17 protein-coding genes are annotated in these 24,604 nt (G+C 35.9%); 7 read left to right on the top strand and 10 right to left on the bottom strand.

All coding sequences use genetic code 11. The features are described from left to right. Positions 1–157 precede the first annotated feature (157 nt). The 4 genes from glgB (at position 158) to BW932_RS07695 (ending at position 6,266) form a co-directional block, all read left to right on the top strand. Positions 158–2,281 carry a 1,4-alpha-glucan branching protein GlgB gene (glgB, locus tag BW932_RS07710; RefSeq protein WP_084566475.1) on the top strand — a complete coding sequence of 708 codons (2,124 nt, stop codon included), beginning with the start codon at positions 158–160 and terminating at the stop codon, positions 2,279–2,281. Positions 2,282–2,347: 66 nt separating this feature from the next. Continuing rightward, entirely contained in the window at positions 2,348–3,754 is a 1,407-nt protein-coding gene (locus tag BW932_RS07705) for a glycogen synthase (RefSeq protein WP_076386918.1), read from the top strand. A gap of 291 nt (positions 3,755–4,045) precedes the next feature. Further along, positions 4,046–5,038, top strand: coding sequence for an EamA family transporter (locus tag BW932_RS07700; protein WP_076386917.1), 993 nt, complete (start codon positions 4,046–4,048; stop codon positions 5,036–5,038). 253 nt (positions 5,039–5,291) lie between these two features. Then, entirely contained in the window at positions 5,292–6,266 is a 975-nt protein-coding gene (locus BW932_RS07695) for a L,D-transpeptidase (protein ID WP_076386916.1), read from the top strand. Here BW932_RS07695 and BW932_RS07690 read toward each other — a convergent pair. Further along, positions 6,263–6,811, bottom strand: a complete 549-nt coding sequence (locus BW932_RS07690) for a hypothetical protein (RefSeq protein ID WP_245820685.1) — start codon at positions 6,809–6,811, stop codon at positions 6,263–6,265. The genes BW932_RS07695 and BW932_RS07690 overlap by 4 nt on opposite strands. Continuing rightward, complete coding sequence (locus tag BW932_RS07685) at positions 6,780–8,114, bottom strand: PDZ domain-containing protein (protein ID WP_076386914.1); 1,335 nt, start codon at positions 8,112–8,114, stop codon at positions 6,780–6,782. The genes BW932_RS07690 and BW932_RS07685 overlap by 32 nt, the downstream gene beginning before the upstream one ends. A gap of 111 nt (positions 8,115–8,225) precedes the next feature. Here BW932_RS07685 and BW932_RS07680 point away from each other — a divergent pair, with 111 nt between their 5' ends. Further along, positions 8,226–10,769, top strand: a complete 2,544-nt coding sequence (locus BW932_RS07680; protein WP_076386913.1) for a phosphoenolpyruvate carboxylase — start codon at positions 8,226–8,228, stop codon at positions 10,767–10,769. A 166-nt stretch (positions 10,770–10,935) separates the two neighbouring features. Here BW932_RS07680 and BW932_RS07675 read toward each other — a convergent pair whose 3' ends face one another. Further along, entirely contained in the window at positions 10,936–12,537 is a 1,602-nt protein-coding gene (locus BW932_RS07675; protein ID WP_076386912.1) for a S8 family peptidase, read from the bottom strand. Between the two features lie 359 nt (positions 12,538–12,896). Between BW932_RS07675 and BW932_RS07670 the strand changes: the two genes are divergently transcribed. Further along, positions 12,897–14,021, top strand: a complete 1,125-nt coding sequence (locus BW932_RS07670) for a DegT/DnrJ/EryC1/StrS family aminotransferase (protein WP_076386911.1) — start codon at positions 12,897–12,899, stop codon at positions 14,019–14,021. A 51-nt stretch (positions 14,022–14,072) separates the two neighbouring features. After that, positions 14,073–15,089: a UDP-glucose 4-epimerase GalE gene (galE, locus tag BW932_RS07665; protein ID WP_076386910.1), complete on the top strand. Its 1,017-nt coding sequence runs from the start codon at positions 14,073–14,075 to the stop codon at positions 15,087–15,089. A gap of 78 nt (positions 15,090–15,167) precedes the next feature. Here the strand turns inward: galE and BW932_RS07660 are convergent, their stop codons facing one another. The 7 genes from BW932_RS07660 to BW932_RS07630 all read right to left on the bottom strand — a co-directional run bounded on the left by BW932_RS07660 (position 15,168) and on the right by BW932_RS07630 (position 24,549). Beyond that, entirely contained in the window at positions 15,168–17,723 is a 2,556-nt protein-coding gene (locus BW932_RS07660; RefSeq protein ID WP_076386909.1) for a TonB-dependent receptor, read from the bottom strand. A 121-nt stretch (positions 17,724–17,844) separates the two neighbouring features. Further along, a complete protein-coding gene (gene mltG / locus BW932_RS07655; RefSeq protein WP_076386908.1) occupies positions 17,845–18,882 on the bottom strand; it encodes an endolytic transglycosylase MltG in 1,038 nt (345 codons plus the stop codon). An 18-nt stretch (positions 18,883–18,900) separates the two neighbouring features. Next, complete coding sequence (dapF, locus tag BW932_RS07650; RefSeq protein WP_076386907.1) at positions 18,901–19,677, bottom strand: diaminopimelate epimerase; 777 nt, start codon at positions 19,675–19,677, stop codon at positions 18,901–18,903. Positions 19,678–19,764: 87 nt separating this feature from the next. Then, a complete protein-coding gene (pnuC, locus tag BW932_RS07645) occupies positions 19,765–20,436 on the bottom strand; it encodes a nicotinamide riboside transporter PnuC (protein ID WP_076386906.1) in 672 nt (223 codons plus the stop codon). A gap of 180 nt (positions 20,437–20,616) precedes the next feature. Then, positions 20,617–20,823, bottom strand: coding sequence for a YgaP family membrane protein (locus BW932_RS07640; RefSeq protein ID WP_076386905.1), 207 nt, complete (start codon positions 20,821–20,823; stop codon positions 20,617–20,619). 130 nt (positions 20,824–20,953) lie between these two features. Beyond that, positions 20,954–21,259: a hypothetical protein gene (locus tag BW932_RS07635; protein ID WP_076386904.1), complete on the bottom strand. Its 306-nt coding sequence runs from the start codon at positions 21,257–21,259 to the stop codon at positions 20,954–20,956. A gap of 56 nt (positions 21,260–21,315) precedes the next feature. Continuing rightward, positions 21,316–24,549 (bottom strand): efflux RND transporter permease subunit, encoded by a 3,234-nt coding sequence (locus BW932_RS07630; protein WP_076386903.1) that lies wholly within the window; start codon positions 24,547–24,549, stop codon positions 21,316–21,318. Positions 24,550–24,604 lie beyond the last annotated feature (55 nt).

Genomic DNA, 24,604 nt, shown 5'->3' with positions numbered 1-24,604 from the left:
CTTTACTTCAATGATTCTAAATTATGATTCGAGGAGCAATAATTAAATCATTAATGATTTTCTGCGCCTTTTTTAGCTTTATTTTAAATATATTTGAAGGGTAATATTTGGGATTTCGAGTATTGCTCAATTTCCTAAATCCTTTAAATTGTAAACCATGGAAAAAGTACTTCCACATTCCTTATTTACTGATCACGATATCTATCTATTCCGAGAAGGAAAACACTATAAATTATACGATAAATTTGGTTCTCACAACGCGGAAGTCAATGGTGAAAAAGGAGTTTATTTTGCAGTTTGGGCGCCTTTTGCAAAAAAAGTAAGCGTCATCGGGGATTTTAATAATTGGAACCCAGAAACGCACCATTTATTCCCAAGATGGGACAGTTCCGGAATTTGGGAAGGCTTTATTCCCCACTTAAAGTGGGGAGATATTTACAAATACGGAATTCGATCCAACAAAGATATTCTTCTCGAAAAAGGCGATCCTTTTGCACTCAGTTGGGAACAAAATGTTCAGGCAAGTTCCGTAATTTCAACAACTTGGTACGAATGGAGCGACGAAAATTGGCTGGCTGAACGCTGGAAAAGCAATTCATTAGATGCGCCAATTTCTGTATATGAAATGCATTTAGCGTCTTGGATGAGAGGTGTTGATGATCCTGAAAGATTTTTTAATTACCGCGAAATCGCCGAAAGACTCGTTCCTTATTTGAAAGAAATGAATTTTACGCACGTAGAATTTATGCCGGTCATGGAATATCCGTATGATCCAAGTTGGGGTTATCAAGTAACCGGATTTTTTGCCGCAACTTCTCGTTTTGGTTCACCTCAGGATTTAATGTTTTTGATTAATGAGCTTCACCAAAATAATATCGGCGTAATTCTCGATTGGGTTCCTTCTCATTTTCCGGGTGATGCAAATGGTTTGCATTATTTTGATGGAACTTTTCTTTACGAACACGAAGATCCGCGAAAAGGTTTTCATCCCGATTGGAAATCCTATATTTTTAATTATGGAAGACCAGAAGTGAAGTCTTTTTTAATTTCTAACGCCATGTTTTGGCTCGATCGTTATCATGCAGATGGATTGCGAGTTGATGCCGTAACTTCGATGCTGCATTTAGATTATTCCAGAAACGAAGGAGAATGGGAACCGAATATTGAAGGCGGAAATGTGAATTTAGAAGCAAAATTATTTTTACAGGAATTCAACACCGCCGTTTATAAAGAATTTCCAGATATTATGACCATTGCAGAAGAAAGTTCAGACTTTCCCATGCTCACAAAACCCGTTCACGATGGTGGAATCGGTTTCGGAATGAAATGGATGATGGGTTGGATGCACGATACGTTGAAATATTTTAAAGAAGATCCTATCGGTCGAAAATACTTGCACAACAAAATCACTTTTGCTTCCATGTACGTTTATAATGAAAATTATATGATGCCTCTTTCCCATGATGAGGTGGTACACGGAAAATCGAGTTTAATTTATAAAATGCCGGGAGATGAGTGGCAGAAATTCGCCAATCTTCGCGCTTTGTATACGTATATGTTCACGCATCCAGGAGCAAAACTGCTTTTTATGGGCGATGAATTTGCACAAACCAATGAGTGGAATTTTAAAGTTTCTCTCGATTGGCATTTGTTAGAATATCCGATCCACAAAGGATTGCAGAATTTTGTTAAAGATTTAAATACGCTGTACAGAACCCAAACTTCACTGTACGAAAACCAATTTAAAAGAACCGGATTTGAATGGGTTGAAGCGAATGACAGTGACAATTCGATCTTTATTTATTTGAGAAAAGGGAGCAGCGAAGACGATGTTTTGATGATTGTGCTCAATTTAACACCCAGAGTTTTCGAGTATAAAATTGGAGTCAATGAAGGAACCAATTGGGAAGTTATTCTCAATTCCGACGACGAAAAATATGGTGGAAGTGGCGTAAAAGCTGAAATCGTTGATGAAGAAGACGACGAGTGGATGTTCCGTCCAAATGCGATTATTTTAAATTTACCGGCTCTTTCGGGAGTTGTTTTGAAACAGAAAGCAGTTGTGAAATCGAAGAAAAAAAGTACTGCTTCCAAAATTTCAAAACCAAAATCTGCCCCGAAACTTGAAAACAAAGAAATTTCAGAGGTAAACAAGAAAGTTCAACCTAAAACTTCTCCAAAAGAAATTAATGTTGAAAATCCTAAACCAAAAGTTTCGCGCCTGAAAAAAGCGATTACAGAAGCGGCACCCGATTTAAAAAAGAGTACCAAGAAAAAATAAAACGCACGAATTTTTAAAAATAACCCTCTTTTTGAGGATCGATTTTGAAACCTAGAATAGTAACGTATGAAGATTTTTAACCTTTCCATGGAATGTTATCCTGTTGCAAAAGTCGGTGGTTTAGCCGATGTGGTAGGAGCTTTACCCAAATATCTGAATAAAATTGAAGGCATTGAAGCCAGTGTAATTATGCCGTGGTACAACAAACCTTTCGTTCATGACCATAGTTTCGAAATTGTTTTTGATGGTTGGATTCATCAAAGTGTGCACACTTTTCAGGTTCAAGTGATGAAAGAAAGAAGTCAGACTTTAGGTTTTGATTTGTATTTGGTGAAAATTCCAGGACTTTTAGATCGCGATAATCCGTACGGTTATTGGGACGAAAGTCAACAATTTCTGGCTTTTCAACATGGCGTTTTGCATTGGCTTTCTGCGATGAAAATTCGTCCGGATATTTTGCATTGCCACGATTATCACACCGGTTTGGTTCCTTTTATGATTGAAAATTGCCCAGAATTTAATTTTCTGAAAGGCGTGAAAACCATTGGTACGATTCATAACGGCGAATATCAAGGACAAATGCGTTGGGATATGGCGAATTATATGCCGTGGTTTTATGGGGAAAATTATGGTTTGCTCGATTGGAATGGCTACATCAATCCATTGGCGACGATGATCAAATGTTGCCACGCTTTCAACGCGGTTTCTGGCGGTTATATGCAAGAACTTTTTCAGAATTTCCGAGGGTTAGAAAGTCTTGTTCAACAAGAAAATGGCAAAGCTTATGGAATCATCAATGGAATTGATACCGAAGTTTGGGATCCTGCAACCGATGCTTTTTTAGATTTTAATTTTAGTAAAAAAGACGCTTCCGAGGGGAAATGGAAAAATAAAAAAGCGTTGTGTGAAGAATATGGTTTGAATCCCGATCTTCCGCTATTTAGTTTTATCGGAAGATTTGCTGGGGAAAAAGGCGCCGATTTGCTGCCGAAAATTGTTGAGAAAAGCATTCAACAAACGCAAGGTAGACTGAATGTAATGATTTTAGGTTCAGGTGAAAAACAAATAGAAAATGAACTCAAAGAATTAAGTGGAACCTACTCTAATTTCGCGCTAGATTTGGGTTATAAAGAATATCTTTCGCACAAAATTTATGCTTCATCAGATTTCTTATTAATGCCGTCTCGCGTAGAACCTTGTGGACTCAACCAAATGTACGCAATGCGGTACGGAACGGTACCTATTGTAAGATATATCGGTGGTTTGCGAGATACAGTCGAAGATATTTCTACAGGTGGAAGTGGAATAAATTTCGGAGATGCAACTGCAGAAGATGCGGTGAATGCGATGCATAGAGCAATGCATATTTATCATGACCATGATTTGATGAAAAATTTGATACAATCAAATATGGATTTCGATTTCTCTTGGGATAAATCTGCTCACATCTACTTAGAGCTTTATCGAAAATAAGGTGACTTCGGTGATTGCTTTTTGATCAATTTTATTTAAAAGATTTAACCATCAAGATCAATTGTTCATCACCACGCTCCATAATTTGAAGAATATAAAATTCTAGTAACTGAACCTTCCTACAATTGGAGTTTTAGTTCTGGGAATTATCATTTACCTTCTTTTTTGAAGAAGAACAATTCAAATCATTTTTCTTCTGAAATCTAATAATATTAGCTAAACATCCATTTTTCTGCGATCCTGTAATTCTAGAAGGTATAAAAACCGTAAGTTTGCAGGCTGAAAAAAAGAATGGAGAAGAAGAGTATTTTTAAAGGAGTTTTATTTGTTGCAATGGGCGCAAGTATTTTTGGGATGTTGGCAACTTTTGTTAAATTATCGTACCGCGATGGTTTTACTACCTCAGAAGTGACCACCGCACAATTTGTTTTGGGATTGTTGGGTTTATTAATTTTGAATGGAATTCAGACCAAAACAGCAAAGAAAAATCTGGCAAAACCTACTGCAAAAGAGGTCAGAATATTGATGCTTGCAGGAACTTCCTTAGGTTGTACCAGTTTATTTTATTATCTCAGTGTGCAGTATATTAACGTTTCCATCGCCATCGTTTTATTAATGCAATCGGTTTGGTTCAGCGTAGTTGTAGAAAGCTTTATTTCGAGAAAATTTCCAAATTTGAAGAAGATCATTGCTACTAGTATTGTTTTAGCAGGAACATTTCTCGCAACAAACCTCATTAATTTAGACGTGACTTTAGATTGGCACGGTGTATTTTGGGGATTAATGGCTGCAGCATCTTTTACAGCGACGATGTTTACTTCGAATACTTTGGCAACTCACATTCCGGTGCTCAGAAAAAGTTTAATTATGCTTTCTGGCGGAGCAATAATTGTTTTTGTATTTCTCTTTTTCGCACAGATCGGTCCGTTGCATTTTGACTTTTTGAAATCACTTTATTTGAATTTTACCGATAATACAGAACACATTAAACCGTTCGACTTTTCTATTTTCTATACCTACGGTTTTGTTCTTGCTTTGTTCGGAACCATCATTCCACCCATATTGTTTAACTTGGGGTTTCCAAAAACAGGTTTAGGATTAGGAAGCATTATTTCATCGCTGGAATTACCAGTTTCAGTAACCATGGCTTTTGTCTTATTGGGTGAAGAAGTGATTGTAATTCAATGGGTAGGAATAATTTTAATTCTTTTCGCAATTGTTCTCATGAATTTACCCTCCAGAAAAAACAAATTAGTCCCTGAATTTATTAGCGTGAAAAAGTAAGTAAAGACAAGGATTTTCTCTCTTTCTGCAACTTATTATAACGATGAAATTAAAGGTTTTTCATTTGTTATTTTAATGAAGCATTCATTTAAACTTTTTAGTAAGGCCCAAAAATTTCGCAACTGAGCAAAAAATGATCTTCTAAAAATTATTGCAGTTCACCAAATTTGCATTTCGAAGCGATTTATTGAAATCACCTGACTATATTTGTACGTGGTACTATACTTGCAAACACTACACGAAATAAATTAATATGTTCTCTACGAAGAAAAAAACTCCTTTTTTTGATCTCTTTTTTGCTTTTGCTACAATTTTACTTTTAGTACAGTGTAAAAAAGATGAGGTGATCGCTGGTCAGTCTTTACCGCAAAATAATGCTATATCCAATGCCAAAAAAGACACCCTGAAAAAAGTAGAAGTTGAAAAACCAGTAGTAAAATATGCTGCGTTTATTTTTCCAAAAGAGAAGAAAGATTCGGCGATGGCAGCTTTCAACGAAGAGTTTTCTAAAGATGAGCAATACTCAATTTTAGCTTTGAACCGCTTAGATTTAAAAAATAAATGGCGTGCCGATACGCTTGCAATTCCCGATAAAATTGATGCAACATTAATGTCTTATTCGCCTTTTCCGAATCATTTAGAAATATTGAAAGAGGTGCATAAAATTGTTTTATTTTCCTATCCAATTCAAGCTTATGCATTGTATGAAAACGGAAATTTGGTGAAATGGGGTCCTACAAGTATGGGTTCGAAAAAAGCCCAAACGAAACGTGGATTAACCTTTGCGAACTGGAAGAAAGAACTCGCAATTTCTACGGTTGACAAAAATTGGAAATTACCCTTTAATTTCAATATTCATAATAATTTAGGAATCGGATGGCATCAATATGATTTGCCAGGATATCCTGCTTCACACTCTTGTTTAAGGCTATTGCTAGAAGATGCGAAATATCTTTACAACTGGGCAGATCAGTGGGTTTTGAACAAAGGCGGTGCAACAGTAAAAGCACATGGAACTCCCGTGATTATTTTTGGGGATTACAAATGGGGCGCAAAAAAGCCCTGGAAAAATTTAATTCAAGATCCAAAATCCAATGATATTTCGGTGGATGAATTAAATGAAATCATCAAACCTGATCTCGAGAAGATTTTAGAAGAACAAGAAAATACCGATGCAGTTCGATCCGAGAAAGCTTCTATTCCCGCAGTTGAAAAACCTGCAGCTTAGGTATTTTCAAAGCTTCTAATAGATTCTTCGGCAAATTCCCGAAGTTTCTGCATTTCTTTTCTAGCTTTTATTTGTCCGAATCTTGCGGCAATAAAAGTCATTGCCAATAATGCCAAAACGACAAACGAGGCGGAAAGTGCCCACGGAAAATCGTTGCTTTTAATCTGTTTTTCTACAAACCAAATCGTGATAAGGAGCATCCATGAAATCCCGAAAATAAAGTTCAAGAACATGAAAAAAGTCCAAACTGCGGAAGTTGGGCCGAAAATTCCCCTGATTATCGTTTTATTTTCTTCACGATCAACCTCTGTTCGCAAGGCTAAACACGGTTTCCAGAAATAATTTCCCTCACTTTTCACACGAATGATTGCTTCCTCGCTGTGAATGGTTCCCGAGTAATTCATCTCCTTTTCTGCCAGAAATTTCTTTAAATGCAAGGTATAGACTTCCCGAGGAATATCGGTGAAAATTTTAAATCGTGGTCGGGAACGAATGCTGTCTAAAATGGTTTCTTCAATTTGCATCTTGGTAAGGAATTGGGTCACTTAGTTTGATTTCGAAGGACATTTTTTGGTTGTTACGCTCTATGTCGAAAGTGATTTTGGTACCGTCTTCTTCCTTCAGTAGATTATTAATTTTCTGCAAAGTGTAATCGCCCACTTTCTTTCTATTGATTCTGATGATTTTATCCTCTTTTCTGATACCGGCAATAAAACAGGGCGAATCTTTGCGGCAACCTGCAACAGAATATTTGGGTTTTAATACAAAATTATACTTGAAACTTTCTTTGGCTTCATATCCAACTTCGCCCTCATTGCTTTTATCTTTTCGGGCAGTTTCTATAGTAACCAGATCTTTTTCCCACGTCAATCCATCATGTTGAATATCCAAACCGCTTTTGTTGAATATAAAAGGATCATCGAAATTAATGTTTTTACGCAAATAAATTTTGTGGTTCGGATAATCAAAAATGACCGAAAATCTTCGCAAAATATCACTGCCGATAGAACCTTTTCGATTCGGAACGATTCGTAAATTTTGAATCGAATATTCATCTGGCATTGCAGTCAGTGGTTTTTCAAACACAAAATTCCCTAAATAGAGGCGGTGTATTCTACTTCTTTTGCCGAAGATATCACCATTAAATCCCTGTCCTAAATAATCATCAATATTGGGTCGGTTGTACACAAAATCATCAATTAATTTAGGGAAAAGCCAGATTGCATCGCTATTTCCAAGATCCAAAAGCATTTTAGATTCTACTTTTGTTTTCGTCATTTCAACTCCTGTCATCAAATAAGGTTTGTTTCCTTCGATAGAAATAGGCAGTTCAATGCTTCTTTTTTTTGATTTTTTAAAAGTCTTATCATCATTGAAAACGGTAATTTTTTTGGAAACAAAATCAATCTGTACCGCATGATCCTTAAAAAACTGATAACCGATAATCCCATTCACCGGAATTCCGACATGAGAAGAAAAGTTGATGCTTTCGTCTAAAATAATAAAAACAGTATGCTTTAAATCCTGAAAATCTTTTCCAATATTTACGACATTATTATCGGACCTCAAACCTTCAATATTTTTACTTTCGCCCAGTCCTGAAAATTTTATTTTTTCGATATCATTAAAGTTAATTTCTTTATCTTCTAAACTAAAGAGAATCGTCTCATTCACGCCCGAATCGAGTAAAAAAGTAAGGTCAACTCCATTAATATTCAATGGAACAAAAATAAGATTGTTGATGAATTGAAAAGGAATCACCGTTTTCTTATGATGGGTGATTTTGAACTCATTTTGTCCCCAAGTCAAGGAAAAAAATGCGAGAAATAGGATGCTTATCAATTTCATGAATTGAAGATACAAATTTTTCCTAAATCTAGGAGGAAAAAAATAAGAGCGTCCGCTTTAATCTTTTAAAATAGCAATGCTTTAAAATTATAAATTACCTAAATTTGTTAGATGAGACACGACGAAAAAACAGAAAAGTTCCGCCAATTGGTCGAGAATAAATTTCAGATTTACAATTCTCTTTTCATGAGTTTGCCTTATGATAAAATGAGCAATATTGGGATGTTGCTGCCTTTTTTGTATGAAGAAAGTAGGGTAGGTTATGAGAAAGGGAAAAATCCTGAAGAAATTATGGAGGAATTTTTTGCGAAACATACCGAACTTCAAACCGATGATCAGAAAACCGAATTGCTCTTCAAAATCATCCAATATATTGAGAGGCAAGTTGTTTTGTTTGACAGTATTGAAGATGCTGCTTTTGCAGAACTTCATTCAGAAAATGATTCCGGAACGGTGATGCAACTTCAGGAGCGAGCTACCCAAGAACATCTTTTGGAAGAGACTCGTGAGAAAATGAAAAATTTTGCGATAAAAGTAGTTTTCACCGCGCATCCAACGCAATTTTATCCCAATTCCGTTCAAAGAATTCTGCACGATTTACGTTCAGCGATTATGGAAGATTCGGTTACCGAAATCGATATGCTTTTGCAGCAGTTGGGAAAAACGCCTTTCGTTAATAAAGAAAAACCCACGCCTTTAGACGAAGCGATGAGCATTATCTTCTATTTGCGCTATGTGTATTACGACACGATCGGAGAATTGTACAAAAAAATAAAAAATGCTTTTGCCACCGATTCTTTTGTGCCCAGTCAGGAAATGATCCAACTCGGTTTTTGGCCGGGAGGAGATCGCGATGGAAATCCATTTGTTACGGCAGAAATTACGCAGAAAGTTGCGGCAGAATTGCATTTTTCTATTCTAAAATCTTATTATGAACATTTAAAAAATGTGCGTCGAAGATTAAGTTTTCGTGGAGTTTCTGAAATTTTAGAAAAACTGAGTCATCATTTGTACGACGCTATTTTTAAAGAAGATCAAAGCATTCACTCCGACGAAATTTTAAAATATTTGAATGAGGCTAAAAAAATAATCGTCGAGAAAAACAATGGTCTATTTCTTCATTTATTGGAAGATTTTGAAGACCGTGTGAAAATTTTCGGAACACATTTCGCAACCTTAGATATTCGCCAAGACAGCCGCGTTCATCAGGGAATTATTGATGATATTCTTACTAAAAAATCGGGTTTAGAGATAGAAAAAATTTCAGAAGAAGAGAAATTGAATTGGCTTCTGAATACAAATTTGGTTCTTGATCCCAATGATTTTGAGGGAATTACAAAAGACACGCTGGAAAACATCAATAACATTAAAAATATTCAGAGAAGAAATGGCGAAAGAGGAATGAGTCGGTACATTATTTCAAATTCAGATCACATCAAAGAAGTTTTGAATGTTTTTGCACTTTTCAAATTATGTGGATATCAAGAAGAGGAAATCAATATTGATATTGTCCCACTTTTTGAAACCATGGAAGGTTTGGATGCGGGTGAAAATGTAATGAAAGAATTGTACAATTTTCCTATTTATCGAAGACATGTTGAACGACGCGGCAATGAACAAACGATCATGCTTGGTTTTTCTGATGGGACCAAAGATGGGGGTTATTTGAAAGCCAACTGGGAAATTTATGAAACCAAGGAACAACTCACCAAAGTTTCGGAAGATTATGATATAAAAGTAATTTTCTTTGATGGAAGAGGTGGTCCTCCTGCAAGAGGTGGTGGTAAAACGCACGATTTTTATGCCTCTCAAGGAAAAACAATTGCCAATAACAAAATTGAAATTACCATTCAAGGTCAAACGATAACAAGTGTTTTCGGGAATAAAGATCAGGCGAAATATAATTTTGAACAACTATTAACCGCCGGAATTGAAAATGATGTTTTCAAAAATTCCAAAAAAGATTTAAGTCAAAAAGAGCGGGAATTAATTGAAGAATTAGCAAATATCAGTTTCAAAAAATATTCAGATTTGAAAGCGCACCCAATGTTTGTGCCGTATTTGCAAGAAATGAGTACACTCGAATATTACGGGAAAACCAATATTGGCAGTCGTCCTTCAAAACGTGGAGCTGGAAACAAAATTAAATTTGAAGATTTGCGTGCGATTCCTTTTGTAGGATCGTGGAGTCAATTGAAACAAAATGTTCCGGGATTTTTCGGTTTCGGATTTGCGCTGCATGATTTGAAAAATGAAGGTCGCTTCGATGAAGTTCTTGCATTGTACAAAGGTTCAGATTTCTTCAAAACATTGGTCTTAAACTCCATGATGAGTATGAATAAATCCTATTTTCCGCTTACGTATTACATGAAAAATAATCCGAAGTTTGGTGAATTCTGGAGTGTTTTATTTGAGGAATATGAACTCTCGAAAGCAATGATGTTAGAATTAACCGGCTTCAAAATGTTGATGGAAGAAGAACCACTTTCGCGAAAATCTGTCAAAATTCGGGAGAAAATTGTTTTGCCTCTTTTGAGCATTCAGCAATATGCTTTAATGAAAATTCAGAAAAAAGAGGGAAAAATGGAAGCGTATGAAAAACTCGTCACGCGGTCACTTTTTGGGAATATTAATGCGAGTCGAAATTCGGCTTAAATGTTCACCTTTTTCAAAACTTTTTACCAAAAAAACGCTTCCAATAGAAGCGTTTTTTTTGATGTTATTTTAAGTATTTTGATAGTAAAGAATTGATCTATTTTATTCGAAGTCTATTCTCTTTTCTCTTTTCTCTTTATTCTTTATTCTTTTTTCTTTTCTCCATTTACTGCTTCATCAATTTTTCGATATACTCGTTTTTCTCCGTTTTTACTTTCACGAAATAAACGCCTTTTTCAAGATTTTCGATATTGTTTGTTTTCTCGTTCGTCAGGCTTTTTAATTTTCTTCCTAATGTATCATACAATTCCATAGAAAGAATTTTTTCTGAAGTCGTGATCGTAAAACTTGATTTTACAGGATTCGGATAAATATTTAAATTACTTTTAGTACTGCTTTCAGCGGTTCCTAAAGTCGCATTTAGTACTTTTCCTAAATTTAAAATTCCGTAACCCATAGGATCGGTATGATTCGGGAAAAGAGATGAATTCTGTCGGAGAAGATCTCTAATTTCAGATCGTGATTTCGTTGGGGTTGCTTGCAGTAAACATGCAACTGCACCTGCAGCAAGTGGTGTGGCGAAAGAAGTTCCACTGCTCGAAGTTACCCCATTATTATACCCCATAAACGTAGAAGTTCCTCTTGCACTTGCATCGGGTTTAATAACACCAACAGAATTTGGTCCATACGAAGAAAAGCTAGAGCTTGCTCCAGTCGAAGTCACTGCTCCAACGGTGAAAACTTTGCTATTATCCGCAGGAGTAATAATGTAGTGCCAAGAATTTTGAGCTTCGTTTCCCGCGGCTGCTAAAACAAAAATTCCTTTTTCAGTTGCGATTTGAGCGGTTCTTGCGATGAAAGAAGTGGTGCCGTTCATGTCAGAATAAAGCAAATTGTAGCGCGCATCATCAAAATCATAATATCCCAGAGAAGTCGAGATTAAATCAACTCCTTTTCGGTCGGCTTCTTCTGCGGCTTCTGTCCAGTACAATTGCTCTTCAGGAATTTCGTTTACAGCATCTTCTGTGGCATAGAGATAAAAATCTGCATCTGGAGCTGAACCTACGTAGCTGTTCGCAACATATCCTGCAATTGTTCCCAAACAATAAGATCCGTGATTATTTAGAGAGGTGTTGTAGATATCTGTGCTTTTGTTAATGAAATTGTAACCGCCTTTTATTTGACCGCTATTTCTTATTCTTGAATAAGCTGAACCGGTATTTACGGTCGGAAAACCAGTGTCAATAACCGCAATTGTCATACCTGCACCAGTAAAACCTGCAATATGAAGTGGTCTCAAATTGATCTGATTAATTTGCGCTAAACCTTGTCCGTAATTAAAATCGATTTTTCCTTCTGTGTTGTTAAATTTTTCAAACTTATTCCGCTTTACAGGGGTACCAATTTTTCCGCCGTGTTTGATGAATCTTTCCACCGTATTTACATAAGGTTGACTTTGTAGTTGGGTAATCTGTAAAGCAGTAGCGTTTACAGCAACACCATTCATCCATTTCGAATAATCCGTGACCGTAAATCCTAAATTTCGAATATTTTGCACATAAGATTGTTCCAAAGGTGCATCCTGATCATTCAGTGCAATTCCGAGGCGTGTTCTTCTGTCCAAAGATTTCTGTGTAAGTTCTGATGTTGGATTGGCATAAAAAGCTGCTTTGTTAGGTTTATCTTTGAAATACACAAAAACAAGTTCGGTTTGTGCACTCACAAAACCATAGGCTACCAGAATAACAACGGATAATATTTTCTTCATATTTAAATTATTAGATTGAAGCAAAAGTAAAAAAAATACTGAAGATTGTAAGCGTTTTTAGGGGAAATATTTTAAGAGTCTTATATAATATACGTTTTGTTTTCGTTTTTATTAATCTCGACTTTTCCGCCTTTTAAAACAATTTGAATTTGATGTCTGCGATAAATTTATTCAGTTGAAAAAAATGTTCATTTCCTAAATTTAATGATGGCAATTTTTATTGAAATTAGGTTAAAAGCTTTTCTAAAATTATTGGTGATGAAAAAACAACAGATTGAATAATTGATTAAAGAAAAACATTAAAGGGATTTAGTTTTTTCAAAAACTTAATTTTAGTAAATTTGAACAAATATTTTTTTATGAAAAAAATTCAGATGGTTGACCTGCAAAGTCAATATTATAAGATAAAAGCCGATGTTGATAACGCGGTTTTAAACGTAATTGATTCCGCTGCTTTTATTAATGGACCTGAAGTGAAATCTTTTCAAACAGAACTAGAGCAATATTTAGACGTAAAACACGTAATTCCTTGTGCAAACGGGACCGATGCATTGCAGATTGCTTTGATGGCGCTCGACTTGAAAGAAGGCGATGAGATCATCACCGCAGATTTTACTTTTGCAGCAACCGTAGAAGTAGTGCATTTATTAAAATTAAAATCGGTTTTGGTCGATGTGGATTATGATACTTTTACGATTGATATCGAAAAATTGAAAGCTGCAATTACTCCGAAAACAAAGGCGATTATTCCTGTTCATATTTTTGGTCAGTGCGCGAATATGGAAGAGATTTTGAAAGTGGCGAAAGAGCATGGTTTATTCGTTATTGAAGATAATGCACAAGCAATTGGTTCTGATTTTATATTTTCAGATGGAACAGTAAAAAAATCCGGAACGATGGGGATTTTGGGAACAACTTCTTTCTTTCCTTCCAAAAATTTGGGTTGTTACGGTGATGGTGGTGCGATTTTTACCAATGATGATGAGCTTGCCCACAAATTGCGCGGAATTGTAAATCATGGAATGTACGAAAGATATTACCACGATGAGGTTGGTGTAAATTCTCGTTTAGACAGTTTACAAGCGACGATTTTAAGAAAGAAACTGCCACTTTTAGACGGTTATAATGAGGCTAGAAGAAAAGCGGCCGATTATTATGACGAAGCTTTTGCAGAAAATCCAAATATTCTAAGCCCAAAAAGAGCTGCGTATTCAACGCATGTTTTTCATCAATATACTTTGAGAATTTTGAATGGTCAGCGAAATGAACTTCAGAAATTTTTAACCGAAAAAGAAGTTCCGGCCATGATTTATTATCCGGTAGCGTTGAGAAAACAGAAAGCTTATTTCCAGGAAAGTGATCCGAAAGATTTTGTAAACACGGATAAATTGTTAGAACAGGTTATTTCATTACCGATGCATACGGAATTGGATGAAGAGCAGTTGAAATATATTACTGATGCTGTTTTGGAGTTTATGAAATAACTCAAATCTCAAATCTCAAATCTCGAATCTCGAATCTCGAATCAAATTAACATGACCATACTCGTAACAGGCGGACTCGGCTATATCGGTTCACATACCGTAGTTGAACTGCTTCAAAATAATTTTCAGGTTATCATCGTAGATGATATGTCGAATTCTGAAAAATTTATTCTCGATAATATTGAAAAAATTGGCGGAAAAAGACCCGTTTTTTTTCCATTTGATTTAAGAAGAAAAGAATTGCTTTCTCAAGTTTTCGATGCTTATGAGATTGATGGTTGTATTCATTTTGCTGCGTATAAAGCAGTGGGAGAGAGCCAGGAAAAACCTTTGGATTACTACGAAAATAACCTTTTTTCTTTGATTAATGTTTTACAAGAATTTAAGGCTAGAAATATTTCAAACTTTATTTTCAGTTCTTCGTGCACCGTTTATGGGCAAGCTGATAAACAGCCGATTGATGAAAATACACTGCTGAAAATGCCAGAATCTTCTTACGGGAAAACGAAGCAAATGGGCGAGGAAATTTTGAAGGATTACGCAATCGCATATCAGAAAAAAGTTTCCTTACTAAGATATTTTAATCCCATCGGTTCGCACCCTACTGCACTTTTGGGTGAATTGCCAATTGGTGTTCCAAATAATTTGGTTCCTTATGTTACCCAAACTGCGTCTGGAATTCGGGAAAAATTATCGATTTGGGGAAATGATTATGAAACTCCTGATGGAACCGCAGTTCGGGATTACATTTATGTCGTTGATCTTGCAAAAGCACACGTGAAAGCTTTACAAAAATTGATGAATGAAAAGTCCGAAACCTTGATTGATGTTTACAATCTCGGAACTGGAAAAGGTTCTTCCGTTTTAGAAGTCGTGGAAGCTTTTGAAACAGCCAATGAGGTGAAAGTTCCTTATCAAATCTGTGAAAGAAGAGCAGGAGATATTACCATTGCTTACGCCAATCCTGACAAAGCAGAAAGAGAGCTCGGTTGGAAAGCAGATACTTCTCTGGAAGAAGCGTTGAGAACAACTTGGGAGTGGCAAAAATATTTGCAAACCAAAAATTAAATCTTTACGAAAATCAAAAAAAAATCCTGAAAATTTAATTTCAGGATTTTTTTGTACTTAACTCATACCAAAAGAAAATTACATTGGTGGACCTTGATCATCACCTCCTTGACTGTTGGAGTTGATGTCTTTTTTACGCTTCGGTGCCTCTACTTTTTCTCCTTGTTTGAAACGGTAGGTTAAAGAAAGCGAAACCTGTTGCGGTTGCCATTGCATATATCTTTCTTGTGTATATTCTGCGGTGTTGATCGAAACTTCTCTGGCTCTTGTATTGAAAACATCTTGCATGTTAAAGGCGAGTGTTCCGTCTCCTTTCCAGATTGTTTTTGTGGCACCGAGATTCATGAAATACATGGCTTTCTGATCATTTGCACCTTCGATCTGTCTTCCTCGAAATTGTCCTTGCAACTGTACGTTGAATGTTTTATCGATTTTGAAAGTTGTTGCTAATCTTAATCTATTTGAAATCCCATTTCCATCATACGAAATATTTTTAGAGATGATGTTGGATGCATTGTTTGGATCCTGATATGAATAATGATATTCTCCAGTAGTTTTATATCCATAAATATCGATCTCGCCAGAAATTTTTAACCAAGCAAATGGATCGTAAGAATAGTTTAAATCTAAACCAAATCTTCTGTCATTTCCAAGGTTTAAAGGTGTAGTGTTGAAAACAAATCGTTGTTCGAAATTATCGAAGACATACGCAACCGTCATTTTCACATCATTATTTTCATTTCTGAAATATAACGTAGGATTCAGTGTGAATTTCTTTTTCGACAGGTTGTATCCCAATTCAAATGAATCGATATAGGCTGGATCTAAGTCTACATTTCCTTTGAAAATGTTTTGATTGTCGGTATAAGACATAAATGGAACCAGAAAGAAAGATCGTGGCCGATCGATTCTTCGCGAGTAATTTAACAAAAACTGGTTGTCTTTAGAGAAATTATAACTCAAGAAAACACTTGGGAAAAGTCCGTTATAGCTTTTCTTTTTGTCATTAATTTGCTCGGCTGGATTTCCGGTAAGATTGTTATAATTGATATTAATGTTCGAAAATTCATCTCTTAAACCCAGTTGATATCCGAAATTTCCGATTTTACTTTTGAACTGAATATATGCAGCATTAATGGCTTCTTCGTATTTCGTGGTACTGTTGTATCGCGCCAAAGGAAGAAAATCAGGATCGCTTGCTTTTTTTTCAAAAACACCAAAATCGTAGTCATTCCTGTTTAAATCTAATTTGTAACCCGCGTTGATTGATGAGTTTTCGCCAATAGGCAATTCGTAATCAATTTTTCCAACCACCGATTTGTTGACGGTTTTTTGGTTGGTTTTATCGGCAAGTTGAAAAGTACTTCCCAATGATTGTTCGATATTCGAGTCTCCTTCTGAGTCGTTTTTTTGAAGGCTTAATGAAAGGGAAATGTTCTGTCCTTGATCATTAAATTTATGATCTAAGCCAAAATCTCCCTGCATTCCGGTATTTTTATTATTTCCGGTAGAGCTTCGTAAACCAGGAATAAGTTTTCCTGAAGCATCATAATTGCTATACTCTACGGGTTGATCGCTCTCCGAATTAAAGCTGCGAATCGTTCCGGAAGCGTTCACCGAGGTTCTATCATTGATGTCATAAACGATTCCTGCGGATCCATTGTAATTTTTCGAGGTGTTTTTACTGTTGCTTATTTGGTAAACTCTAGAATATCCATCGCTGTTTGGCGTGGCAAAATTGGTGTCGGTCCAGTTTTTACCTTTATTTTCAGTATAACCGCCTCCTCCGGTTGCAAACCAGGTCCAGTTGCCTTTTTTCCAGCTCAAGTTTGTGTTCAGAGAAGTTCTCGGTTGGAAACCTACACTTCCTACAATACTACCATTGAAACCCATCTTGGTGGTTTTCTTTAAAATAATATTTAAAATTCCGGCTGTTCCTGAAGCGTCATATTTTGCGGAAGGATTGGTAATTACCTCAATTCTATCAATCTGATCAGCTGGAATTGCCTGCAAAGCATTGGCTCCATCATCAATTCCTAATAGTGCAGAAGGTTTCCCGTTCACCAAAAATTTTACATTAGAACTTCCTCTCATCGAAACCGTTCCATCTGGATCAACACTTACAGACGGTACATTTTGCAAAACATCTTGAAGATTTCCGCCAATTGCTGTTAAATCGCTTTTTACATCGTACACTTTCTTATCGATTTCTACTTTGACAGGTTTAGTGGTTGCAGTAATTACAACTCCTTGAATGTCAGAAGTTTTTGTTCCTGTGATGGAGCTTTCAGATTCAACTATAAAATTTCCCAGATTTAATGGACCAGAGATTTGTTTATTTAATGTTGATTTTTTAAAGTCGATGGCTTCAATAGTAATATCGTAATTCCCTGGAGTAAGGTCGAGTTTGTAGATTCCTTTATCATCACTCAATACAGCGTCACTATACAGTTTATTCGCTTTGTTACTGAAGGTGATGGAAGCATAAGGAACCGCATTGTTTTGTTTATCGATAATTTTGCCCGTCACACTTGCTTTTTGCTGCGCAAAAGCCAAACTAGCTGCACCAAGAACAAAAGTTAGTCCCAATGTTCTTCTCTTGATAATTGATGAAATCTCAATTCTGTTCTTCATATTTTTAGTTTAAACTATACTGATTGTTTTATTTAACAAAAGTTAAATGTTTGTTTGGAAATTATTAAATTCAAAAAATATCCTAAGAATTTTTTGTTATTGATGTTGGAGAATTCAGCAATTATTTGATGTTTTTAGAATTCAGCCATTGCTGATATTCTTTGGCGTTAACTGCATGTTCTGCAGCACTCGCTGTGAATTTGTGAAAACCAAATCTTTTAGGATCAGCGCACATATAGATATAATCACTTTTTTGAGCATTTAGAACTGCATCAACCGAATTTTTATCAACTACACATATAGGTCCTGGTGGAATTCCTGCGGAGAAATAAGTATTGTATGGAGAAGGTTCCCGTAAATGTTTAAAGAAAACTCTGCGCAGCGGTTCTCCCTGAAAATTATTGGCTTTGCTCACCGCGTAAATGACGGTAGGATCGCTTTGCAATTTCATGCCTTTTCGATATCGGTTCAAATATAATCCTGCAACCGTTTCCATTTCATCTTGTTTTCCGCCGGTTTCTTTATAGACCAATGAAGCGAGTGCATAAATTTGATCTCGGCTTAAACCCAATTGTTGTTCTTTTGCTTTTCTTTCTGCCGTCCAAAAACTGTTGTATTCTGCTTCAAATTTTTTAAAGAAATCTCTCGGAGTAACTGTCCAGAAAAAGTTATAGGTATCGATGAAGAAATATTTTTTAAGATCTTCTGCATTGTTGAATCCTTTTTCTGTTGCAATTTTATTCAAATCAGTAGCAAATTTCAACGAATCCAGTTCCGTCTTTTTTACCACTTTACCGATCATTTGATAAACGGAGAAGAAATCTCCAATTCGGAAGGTGTTTTCGGTTTGGTTTCCGGCTTTGATCATATTGACCAAATCGCTGTTGTTGGTTCCCGATTTTATTCGGTATCGACCAGCATTGAAAAATTTTTGTAAATTTTTACTTTTTGCAACTTCCGCAAAATTTTCTTTATTCTTAATATAAGGCGCGATAGAATCGAGGATCGAATTATAATTGGCAGAATGTGGAATTAATATGTAACCTTCCTTTTCAACATTGTTACCGTAAAACTTTTTGTAGTATTTGTAGCCAAAAAAACTTCCGATTGCAAAAATTAGAAATAAGAGGACTGAAATAATTCCTAAAGACTTTTTCATTAAAATGATCTGAATATGCTATAAATTAATTTTACCTTTAAACACCTGTTTTGCAGGTCCTTCTAACCAAATATTTTTGAAAGTTTCGCCGTCTTGTTCTGCGTACACTTTTAGATTTCCACCCAAAACTTTTACATTCACAGAAGTTTCATTTTTATCTTTCAAAAAAACCAAAGCTGAAGCTGTTGCTCCTGTTCCACAACTGAAAGTTTCATCTTCTACGCCTCGTTCGTAAGTTCTCACAAAGATTTGATCAGCAGAAATTTCCTCCACGAAGTTCACATTGATTCCTTCTTGACGATAAGACGCTGAATTTCGGATTTTGTTACCGTTTTCAAAAACTTTATAATTATTTAACATTTCAACGAAAGTAACATAATGTGGAGAACCCGTGTTGAGTTCGAAATTTCCTTCCCTATTTTTAATGGAATCTACGTCGATCATTTTGATTTTGATAATTCCGTTATTGATTTGAGCTTCGTGCAAACCGTCGATTGCAGTAAAGGTGGTTTGATCTTCAAAAATATCCAGAAAATGAGCAAAGGCGACCAAACATCTTCCACCATTTCCGCACATGGTACTTTCATTTCCGTCGGAATTGTAATAGACCATTTTGAAATCAGTTTTTTCATCAGTTTCCAATAAAATAAGACCATCGCCACCAATGCCAAAACGGCGGTCGCAGAGTTTTTCGATGATTTCTTTCTCTTTCGGGAATTGCTCATCACGGTTGTCGATCATTACGAAATCGTTTCCTGTCCCTTGATATTTAAAAAATTCTATGGTGTTTTGCATAAAACTAAGCAGTTATTAACCCAAAATGTTTGGGTGCGTAAAGGTAATGAAAACTTTAGGAAGCAATGTAAAACCCAATAGTTTAAATCAGTTGATTTGATTGGTTTGATGGTCTTTTTTCCACTCGAAATAGCCAATGATCGCCATCGCCGTGAAAGCCAAATATTGCAGGGAAGTGATTCCTAAACCTTTGTAAATCATCATCGGAATACAAATCAGATCACCGATGATCCAGAAAATCCAGTTTTCAACTTTGCGTTTCGCCATGAGCCACATTCCGACGAGGAAAATTGCAGTGGTAAAAATATCGAGCCAATTCGCCCAATCTAAGTGATATAAACCCAATTGAACATTAATCATCGAAAAATGATTGTCGATAAAAGGTTTGTAATAATAAACAATGGTTACTAAAATCAGACTCAGAAAAAATAAAATTCCCGATAAAAACCATTCTTTTTTGCTCGCCCAGGAAACTTCAACATGAATGTGATCTTCGGAACTTTTGGACCAGAGAATCCAGCCGTAAATGCTCATGACGCTGTAATAAAAATTGATCATCATATCTCCTAAAAGTCCGAATTTAAAGAGAATATAAACGTAAAGTACGGTAGAAATAATTCCTGTGGGATAAACCCAAATATTTTTTCTGATGGAGAAATAAACGCTCAACAAACCGAAAATGGTGGCAATCGCTTCCAAAAAAATTTGGTAAGTTTCGTAGGAATCGTAAGGTTTGAGAAAAAGATCATGGAAATTCATGCGTTCAAAGATAATAATTTCGGTAAATAAAATGGGTTTAACTTTGTTAACAGCTATTTCTTAGACATTTTCTATTTATTTGTCAATTGTTAAAAGAATCTGCACCATCTTCAAAATTCGTGAAAAGAAAAAAATCCCTGCAAAATGTATTGCAAGGATTTATCATTTTAAAATTTCTGCTTAAACTCGACAAGAATTCCCCTCATTGGTATATCCCATTTTGCCTAAAATCTTATCGAGCAAACACCAATTTGTCATTGAAGACTGAAGTAAATTTACACCGACAAATCCAGTCAACCAGAGCCAATTTTGGCTTACATAAACGGACAAAAGGATGCTTACTAAGATCATAGCTCCTGCAAAAGCGTGTATGATTTTATTTTTCATATGTAGTTTTTTATTGTTTTTTTATTGTTTTTTATTTGTCATATGCAATCGCCTATCTTCATGGGTGTTTGTTAGCAAGAAAATCTGTTAATGGCGATTTCATACTATTTATTTTACTGTTATTTTTAATTTAAAATTGTTGTTCCAAATTGATTAATGCAATATGAACTTTGGAAAGTGTTTCCTGTCCTGCGTTGAATTCCTCGATTTTTTTTAAAATTAAGGGCGTATTTTCTGCCGGAACAAAAACGGTGAAAAGCAAAGAATCGATTTCGGCGTGAGAAGATGCAAACCAATTGTCTGCAACATTGCTTTCGGTACCATTTTTATAGCCTTTTACGGAATTATAGGTGAAAGATTTCGCACCCGATTTTACCAATATATTTTTGATTTCGTTTTCAAATTCCTTAATTGCGGTGATGAGTAAAAGTTTCATTTGTATCGTTTTATAAATTCTCTGCCGATATAGTTGTCGGCAGAGATTTGGGTTAATTAATCTTCAATTTGGTTTTCGATAGAAGCAGTATGCACAGGTTCATTTTGTTTCCAATTATTCTTTTCGGACATATAATAAATCAAAGGAATGACGATCAAAGTCAAAAGTGTGGAAACAATGGCTCCGAAAACCAGTGAAATTGCTAATCCCTGGAAAATCGGGTCGAATAAAATCACGATTGCTCCGATTACTACGGCTCCGGTTGTTAATAGAATCGGCGTGGTTCTTACTGCTCCAGCTTCTATGATTGCTCTTTTTATAGGTGCACCTTCTTTCAAACGAATTTCGATAAAGTCGATCAAAAGAATCGAGTTTCGCACCATAATTCCTGCTAAAGCGATCATTCCTATAAAGGAGGTTGCCGTAAAGAAAGCGCCTAATAACCAGTGTCCGAGTACAATTCCCACTAAGGAAAGTGGAATAGGGATCATCATCATAATCGGCGTTTTGAAGTTTTGGAACCAACCCACAATCAACATATAAATAATGATGATTACGACTAAAAATGCAACTCCCAAATCGCGGAAAACTTCCAACGTAATTTGCCATTCTCCATCCCATTTCACCGTATAATCTGATTCATCTTTCGGTGCATTCATATACAATTCGTTCAAGGAATAACCTGCCGGAAGTTTTATGTTTTTCAATTTTTCATCCATTCCCAAAATCGCATAAGCAGGACTTTCTAATCCTCCTGCCATGTCTGCGAGAATGTAAACAACGCGTTTCTGGTCTTTTCTGTAAATAGATTTTTCTAAAGTTTCGCGCTGAACTTTTACAATATCACTTACCGGAACCATTCCTGCTGCACCTTTTACTTTTAAATTGGTGAGATCTGCAATGCTTGTTTTTTCGCCATCTTGTAATTTCATTACGATATCTACGGCGTCATTTGATTTTGGATCAAACAGGTTTCCAATGGAATGTTCTCCCAATAAATAATTCAGATTTCCGACAATTTGTTGTGAGGCAACACCATTCAGCATCGCTTTTTCTTTATCTGGAACTATTTTGAATTCTTTTTGTGGTGTTTCAACCATCCAATCTACATCGACAACATCATCAGTATTGATGAGGATTTTCTGAACTTCATCTGCAATTTTTACTTGTGTTTCATAATCGGGACCGTAAACTTCAGCAACAATAGTTGATAAAACGGGTGGTCCAGGTGGAACTTCTACAATTTTTACATTTGCGCTGTATTTTTTGGCAATCTTGTGAATTTCTGGACGAATCACTTTTGCGATATCATGACTTTGCTTATTTCGGTCTTCTTTGTGCAAAAGATTTACCTGAATATCCGCAGTATTGCTGCTTCCGCGCATATCGTAATGACGAACCAAACCATTAAAAGTAATAGGAGAGGCAGAACCAACATAAGATTGATAATTCACGACTTCCGGCACGGTTTTTAAATATTGTGCAATATCTTGCGTTACCGCAGAAGTTCTTTCCAAAGTCGTTCCTTCCGGCATATCGATCACAACTTGTACTTCATTTTTATTATCAAAAGGGAGCATTTTCACCGCGACCCATTTTGCCGCAAAAGCAATCATCGAAATCATTAGCAAAACACTGGTAATTCCGAGCATGGTCCATCTTTTCTTACCATTATCCAATAAAGGTTGCTCAATTTTTTTATAAATTTTATAGATGAGACCTATTTCTAAACCTTGCTCTTCTTTATGTTCCTCGCTGTCTTTTACTTTTAATAAATGGAAACCGAGATAAGGCGTAATCGTTAAAGCCACAAAAAGAGAAAGCAGCATCGCAATTGAAGCACCAATCGGCATCGGGGACATATAAGGTCCCATCATTCCGGAGACAAAAGCCATGGGTAAAATCGCGGCAATTACGGTAAATGTTGCCAAAATTGTTGGATTTCCAACTTCATTAATGGCGAAAATAGCGGCTTGTTTAAAAGGCAATTTCTTTAGATGGAAATGGCGGTGCATATTTTCTGCGATGATAATACTGTCATCGACGACGATTCCCACTACGAAAACGAGGGCAAAAAGCGTAATTCTGTTCAGTGTATAACCCAACATATAATACGCGAAAAGCGTCAATGCAAAAGTTAAGGGTACGGAAAAGAATACGACCAATCCGCCTCTCCATCCCATTGCAAGCATCACCAAAAGAGTTACCGCAACAATTGCGATTCCCAAGTGGCTCATTAATTCTGATACTTTATGAGAAGCAGTTTCCCCGTAATTTCTGGTGACTTCTACGTGAACGTCATTTGGAATTAAAGTTTTCTTTAACGTTTCTACTTTATTCAAAATTTCTTCGGAAATATGCATTGCATCTGCACCTTTAACTTTCGAAACAGAAAGCGTTACAGCAGGATATTCTGATAAAAAATTCTTTCCTTTTTCCGTTGCGTTTCCATAACCGAAGTTCACATAATTAGTTGAAGAAGCGGGTCCATCTTCAATTTTAGCGACTTGTTTTAAATAAACAGGCATATTTTGCGAAGTTCCGATCACTAAATTTCCAACATCATCTGCTGAACTTAAAAATTCACCCGTTGTTACTAAATATTCTTGGTCATTACTATTAAAACTTCCAGATTGGGAACTTCCGTTTCCGGCTTGAATCATTTGCATAATTCCCAACGCATCCACATTGGATTCGGCCATTTTATCTTTGTCCACAATCACTTTTAATTGTCGGGATCTTCCACCAATCACGTTGGTTAGAGAAACATCTTTAATTTTTTTAACTTCCGAAGAAAGTTCTTCCGTCATTTGTCTTAATTGAAAATCATTGTATTTTTCACTCCAAAGTGTTAATCCCAACATTGGAACATCATCGATGGAACGCGTTTTAATCAAAGGTTCATACACTCCTTTTGGGAAGATGTTTTTATTTTTCATCATCTCATCGTAGAGTTTCACATAGGAACGTTCTGTGTCTTCACCTACGAAAAATTGGACAATAATCATGGCTTTTCCGTTCATCGCCATGCTGTGAACGTGCTCAACTCCTTTGATGTTGGAGATGATTTTTTCCAAAGGTTTCACCACGCGGTTTTCTACTTCCGTAGGATTTGCTCCTGGATAACCGACCATTACATCGGCCATTGGAACAATAATCTGTGGTTCTTCTTCTCTCGGTATTAAGGTGGAACTGTATGCGCCAATAATCATCAACGCAATCATTAACAAAATGGTTAGTTTTGAATTGATAAAAAATTCGGCGATGCGCCCTGCAAATCCTTTTTCCATAAAAAAATATTTTTTAATGTATCAATCTGTTAATGTAAGAGTGTAACAATTTTTA

The organism is Kaistella chaponensis, assembly GCF_900156725.1.
GTDB lineage: Bacteria > Bacteroidota > Bacteroidia > Flavobacteriales > Weeksellaceae > Kaistella > Kaistella chaponensis.
This window is presented reverse-complemented; position numbering and strand designations above follow the sequence as displayed.

What these genes read in the sequence shown, in the direction of transcription:
- glgB (WP_084566475.1), top strand. Translation starts at nt 158, where the DNA reads ATGGAAAAAGTACTTCCACATTCCTTATTTACTGATCACGATATCTAT.
- BW932_RS07705 (WP_076386918.1), top strand. Translation starts at nt 2,348, where the DNA reads ATGAAGATTTTTAACCTTTCCATGGAATGTTATCCTGTTGCAAAAGTC.
- BW932_RS07700 (WP_076386917.1), top strand. Translation starts at nt 4,046, where the DNA reads ATGGAGAAGAAGAGTATTTTTAAAGGAGTTTTATTTGTTGCAATGGGC.
- BW932_RS07695 (WP_076386916.1), top strand. Translation starts at nt 5,292, where the DNA reads ATGTTCTCTACGAAGAAAAAAACTCCTTTTTTTGATCTCTTTTTTGCT.
- BW932_RS07685 (WP_076386914.1), bottom strand. Translation starts at nt 8,114, where the DNA reads ATGAAATTGATAAGCATCCTATTTCTCGCATTTTTTTCCTTGACTTGG.
- BW932_RS07680 (WP_076386913.1), top strand. Translation starts at nt 8,226, where the DNA reads ATGAGACACGACGAAAAAACAGAAAAGTTCCGCCAATTGGTCGAGAAT.
- BW932_RS07675 (WP_076386912.1), bottom strand. Translation starts at nt 12,537, where the DNA reads ATGAAGAAAATATTATCCGTTGTTATTCTGGTAGCCTATGGTTTTGTG.
- BW932_RS07670 (WP_076386911.1), top strand. Translation starts at nt 12,897, where the DNA reads ATGAAAAAAATTCAGATGGTTGACCTGCAAAGTCAATATTATAAGATA.
- galE (WP_076386910.1), top strand. Translation starts at nt 14,073, where the DNA reads ATGACCATACTCGTAACAGGCGGACTCGGCTATATCGGTTCACATACC.
- BW932_RS07660 (WP_076386909.1), bottom strand. Translation starts at nt 17,723, where the DNA reads ATGAAGAACAGAATTGAGATTTCATCAATTATCAAGAGAAGAACATTG.
- mltG (WP_076386908.1), bottom strand. Translation starts at nt 18,882, where the DNA reads ATGAAAAAGTCTTTAGGAATTATTTCAGTCCTCTTATTTCTAATTTTT.
- dapF (WP_076386907.1), bottom strand. Translation starts at nt 19,677, where the DNA reads ATGCAAAACACCATAGAATTTTTTAAATATCAAGGGACAGGAAACGAT.
- pnuC (WP_076386906.1), bottom strand. Translation starts at nt 20,436, where the DNA reads ATGAATTTCCATGATCTTTTTCTCAAACCTTACGATTCCTACGAAACT.
- BW932_RS07640 (WP_076386905.1), bottom strand. Translation starts at nt 20,823, where the DNA reads ATGAAAAATAAAATCATACACGCTTTTGCAGGAGCTATGATCTTAGTA.
- BW932_RS07635 (WP_076386904.1), bottom strand. Translation starts at nt 21,259, where the DNA reads ATGAAACTTTTACTCATCACCGCAATTAAGGAATTTGAAAACGAAATC.
- BW932_RS07630 (WP_076386903.1), bottom strand. Translation starts at nt 24,549, where the DNA reads ATGGAAAAAGGATTTGCAGGGCGCATCGCCGAATTTTTTATCAATTCA.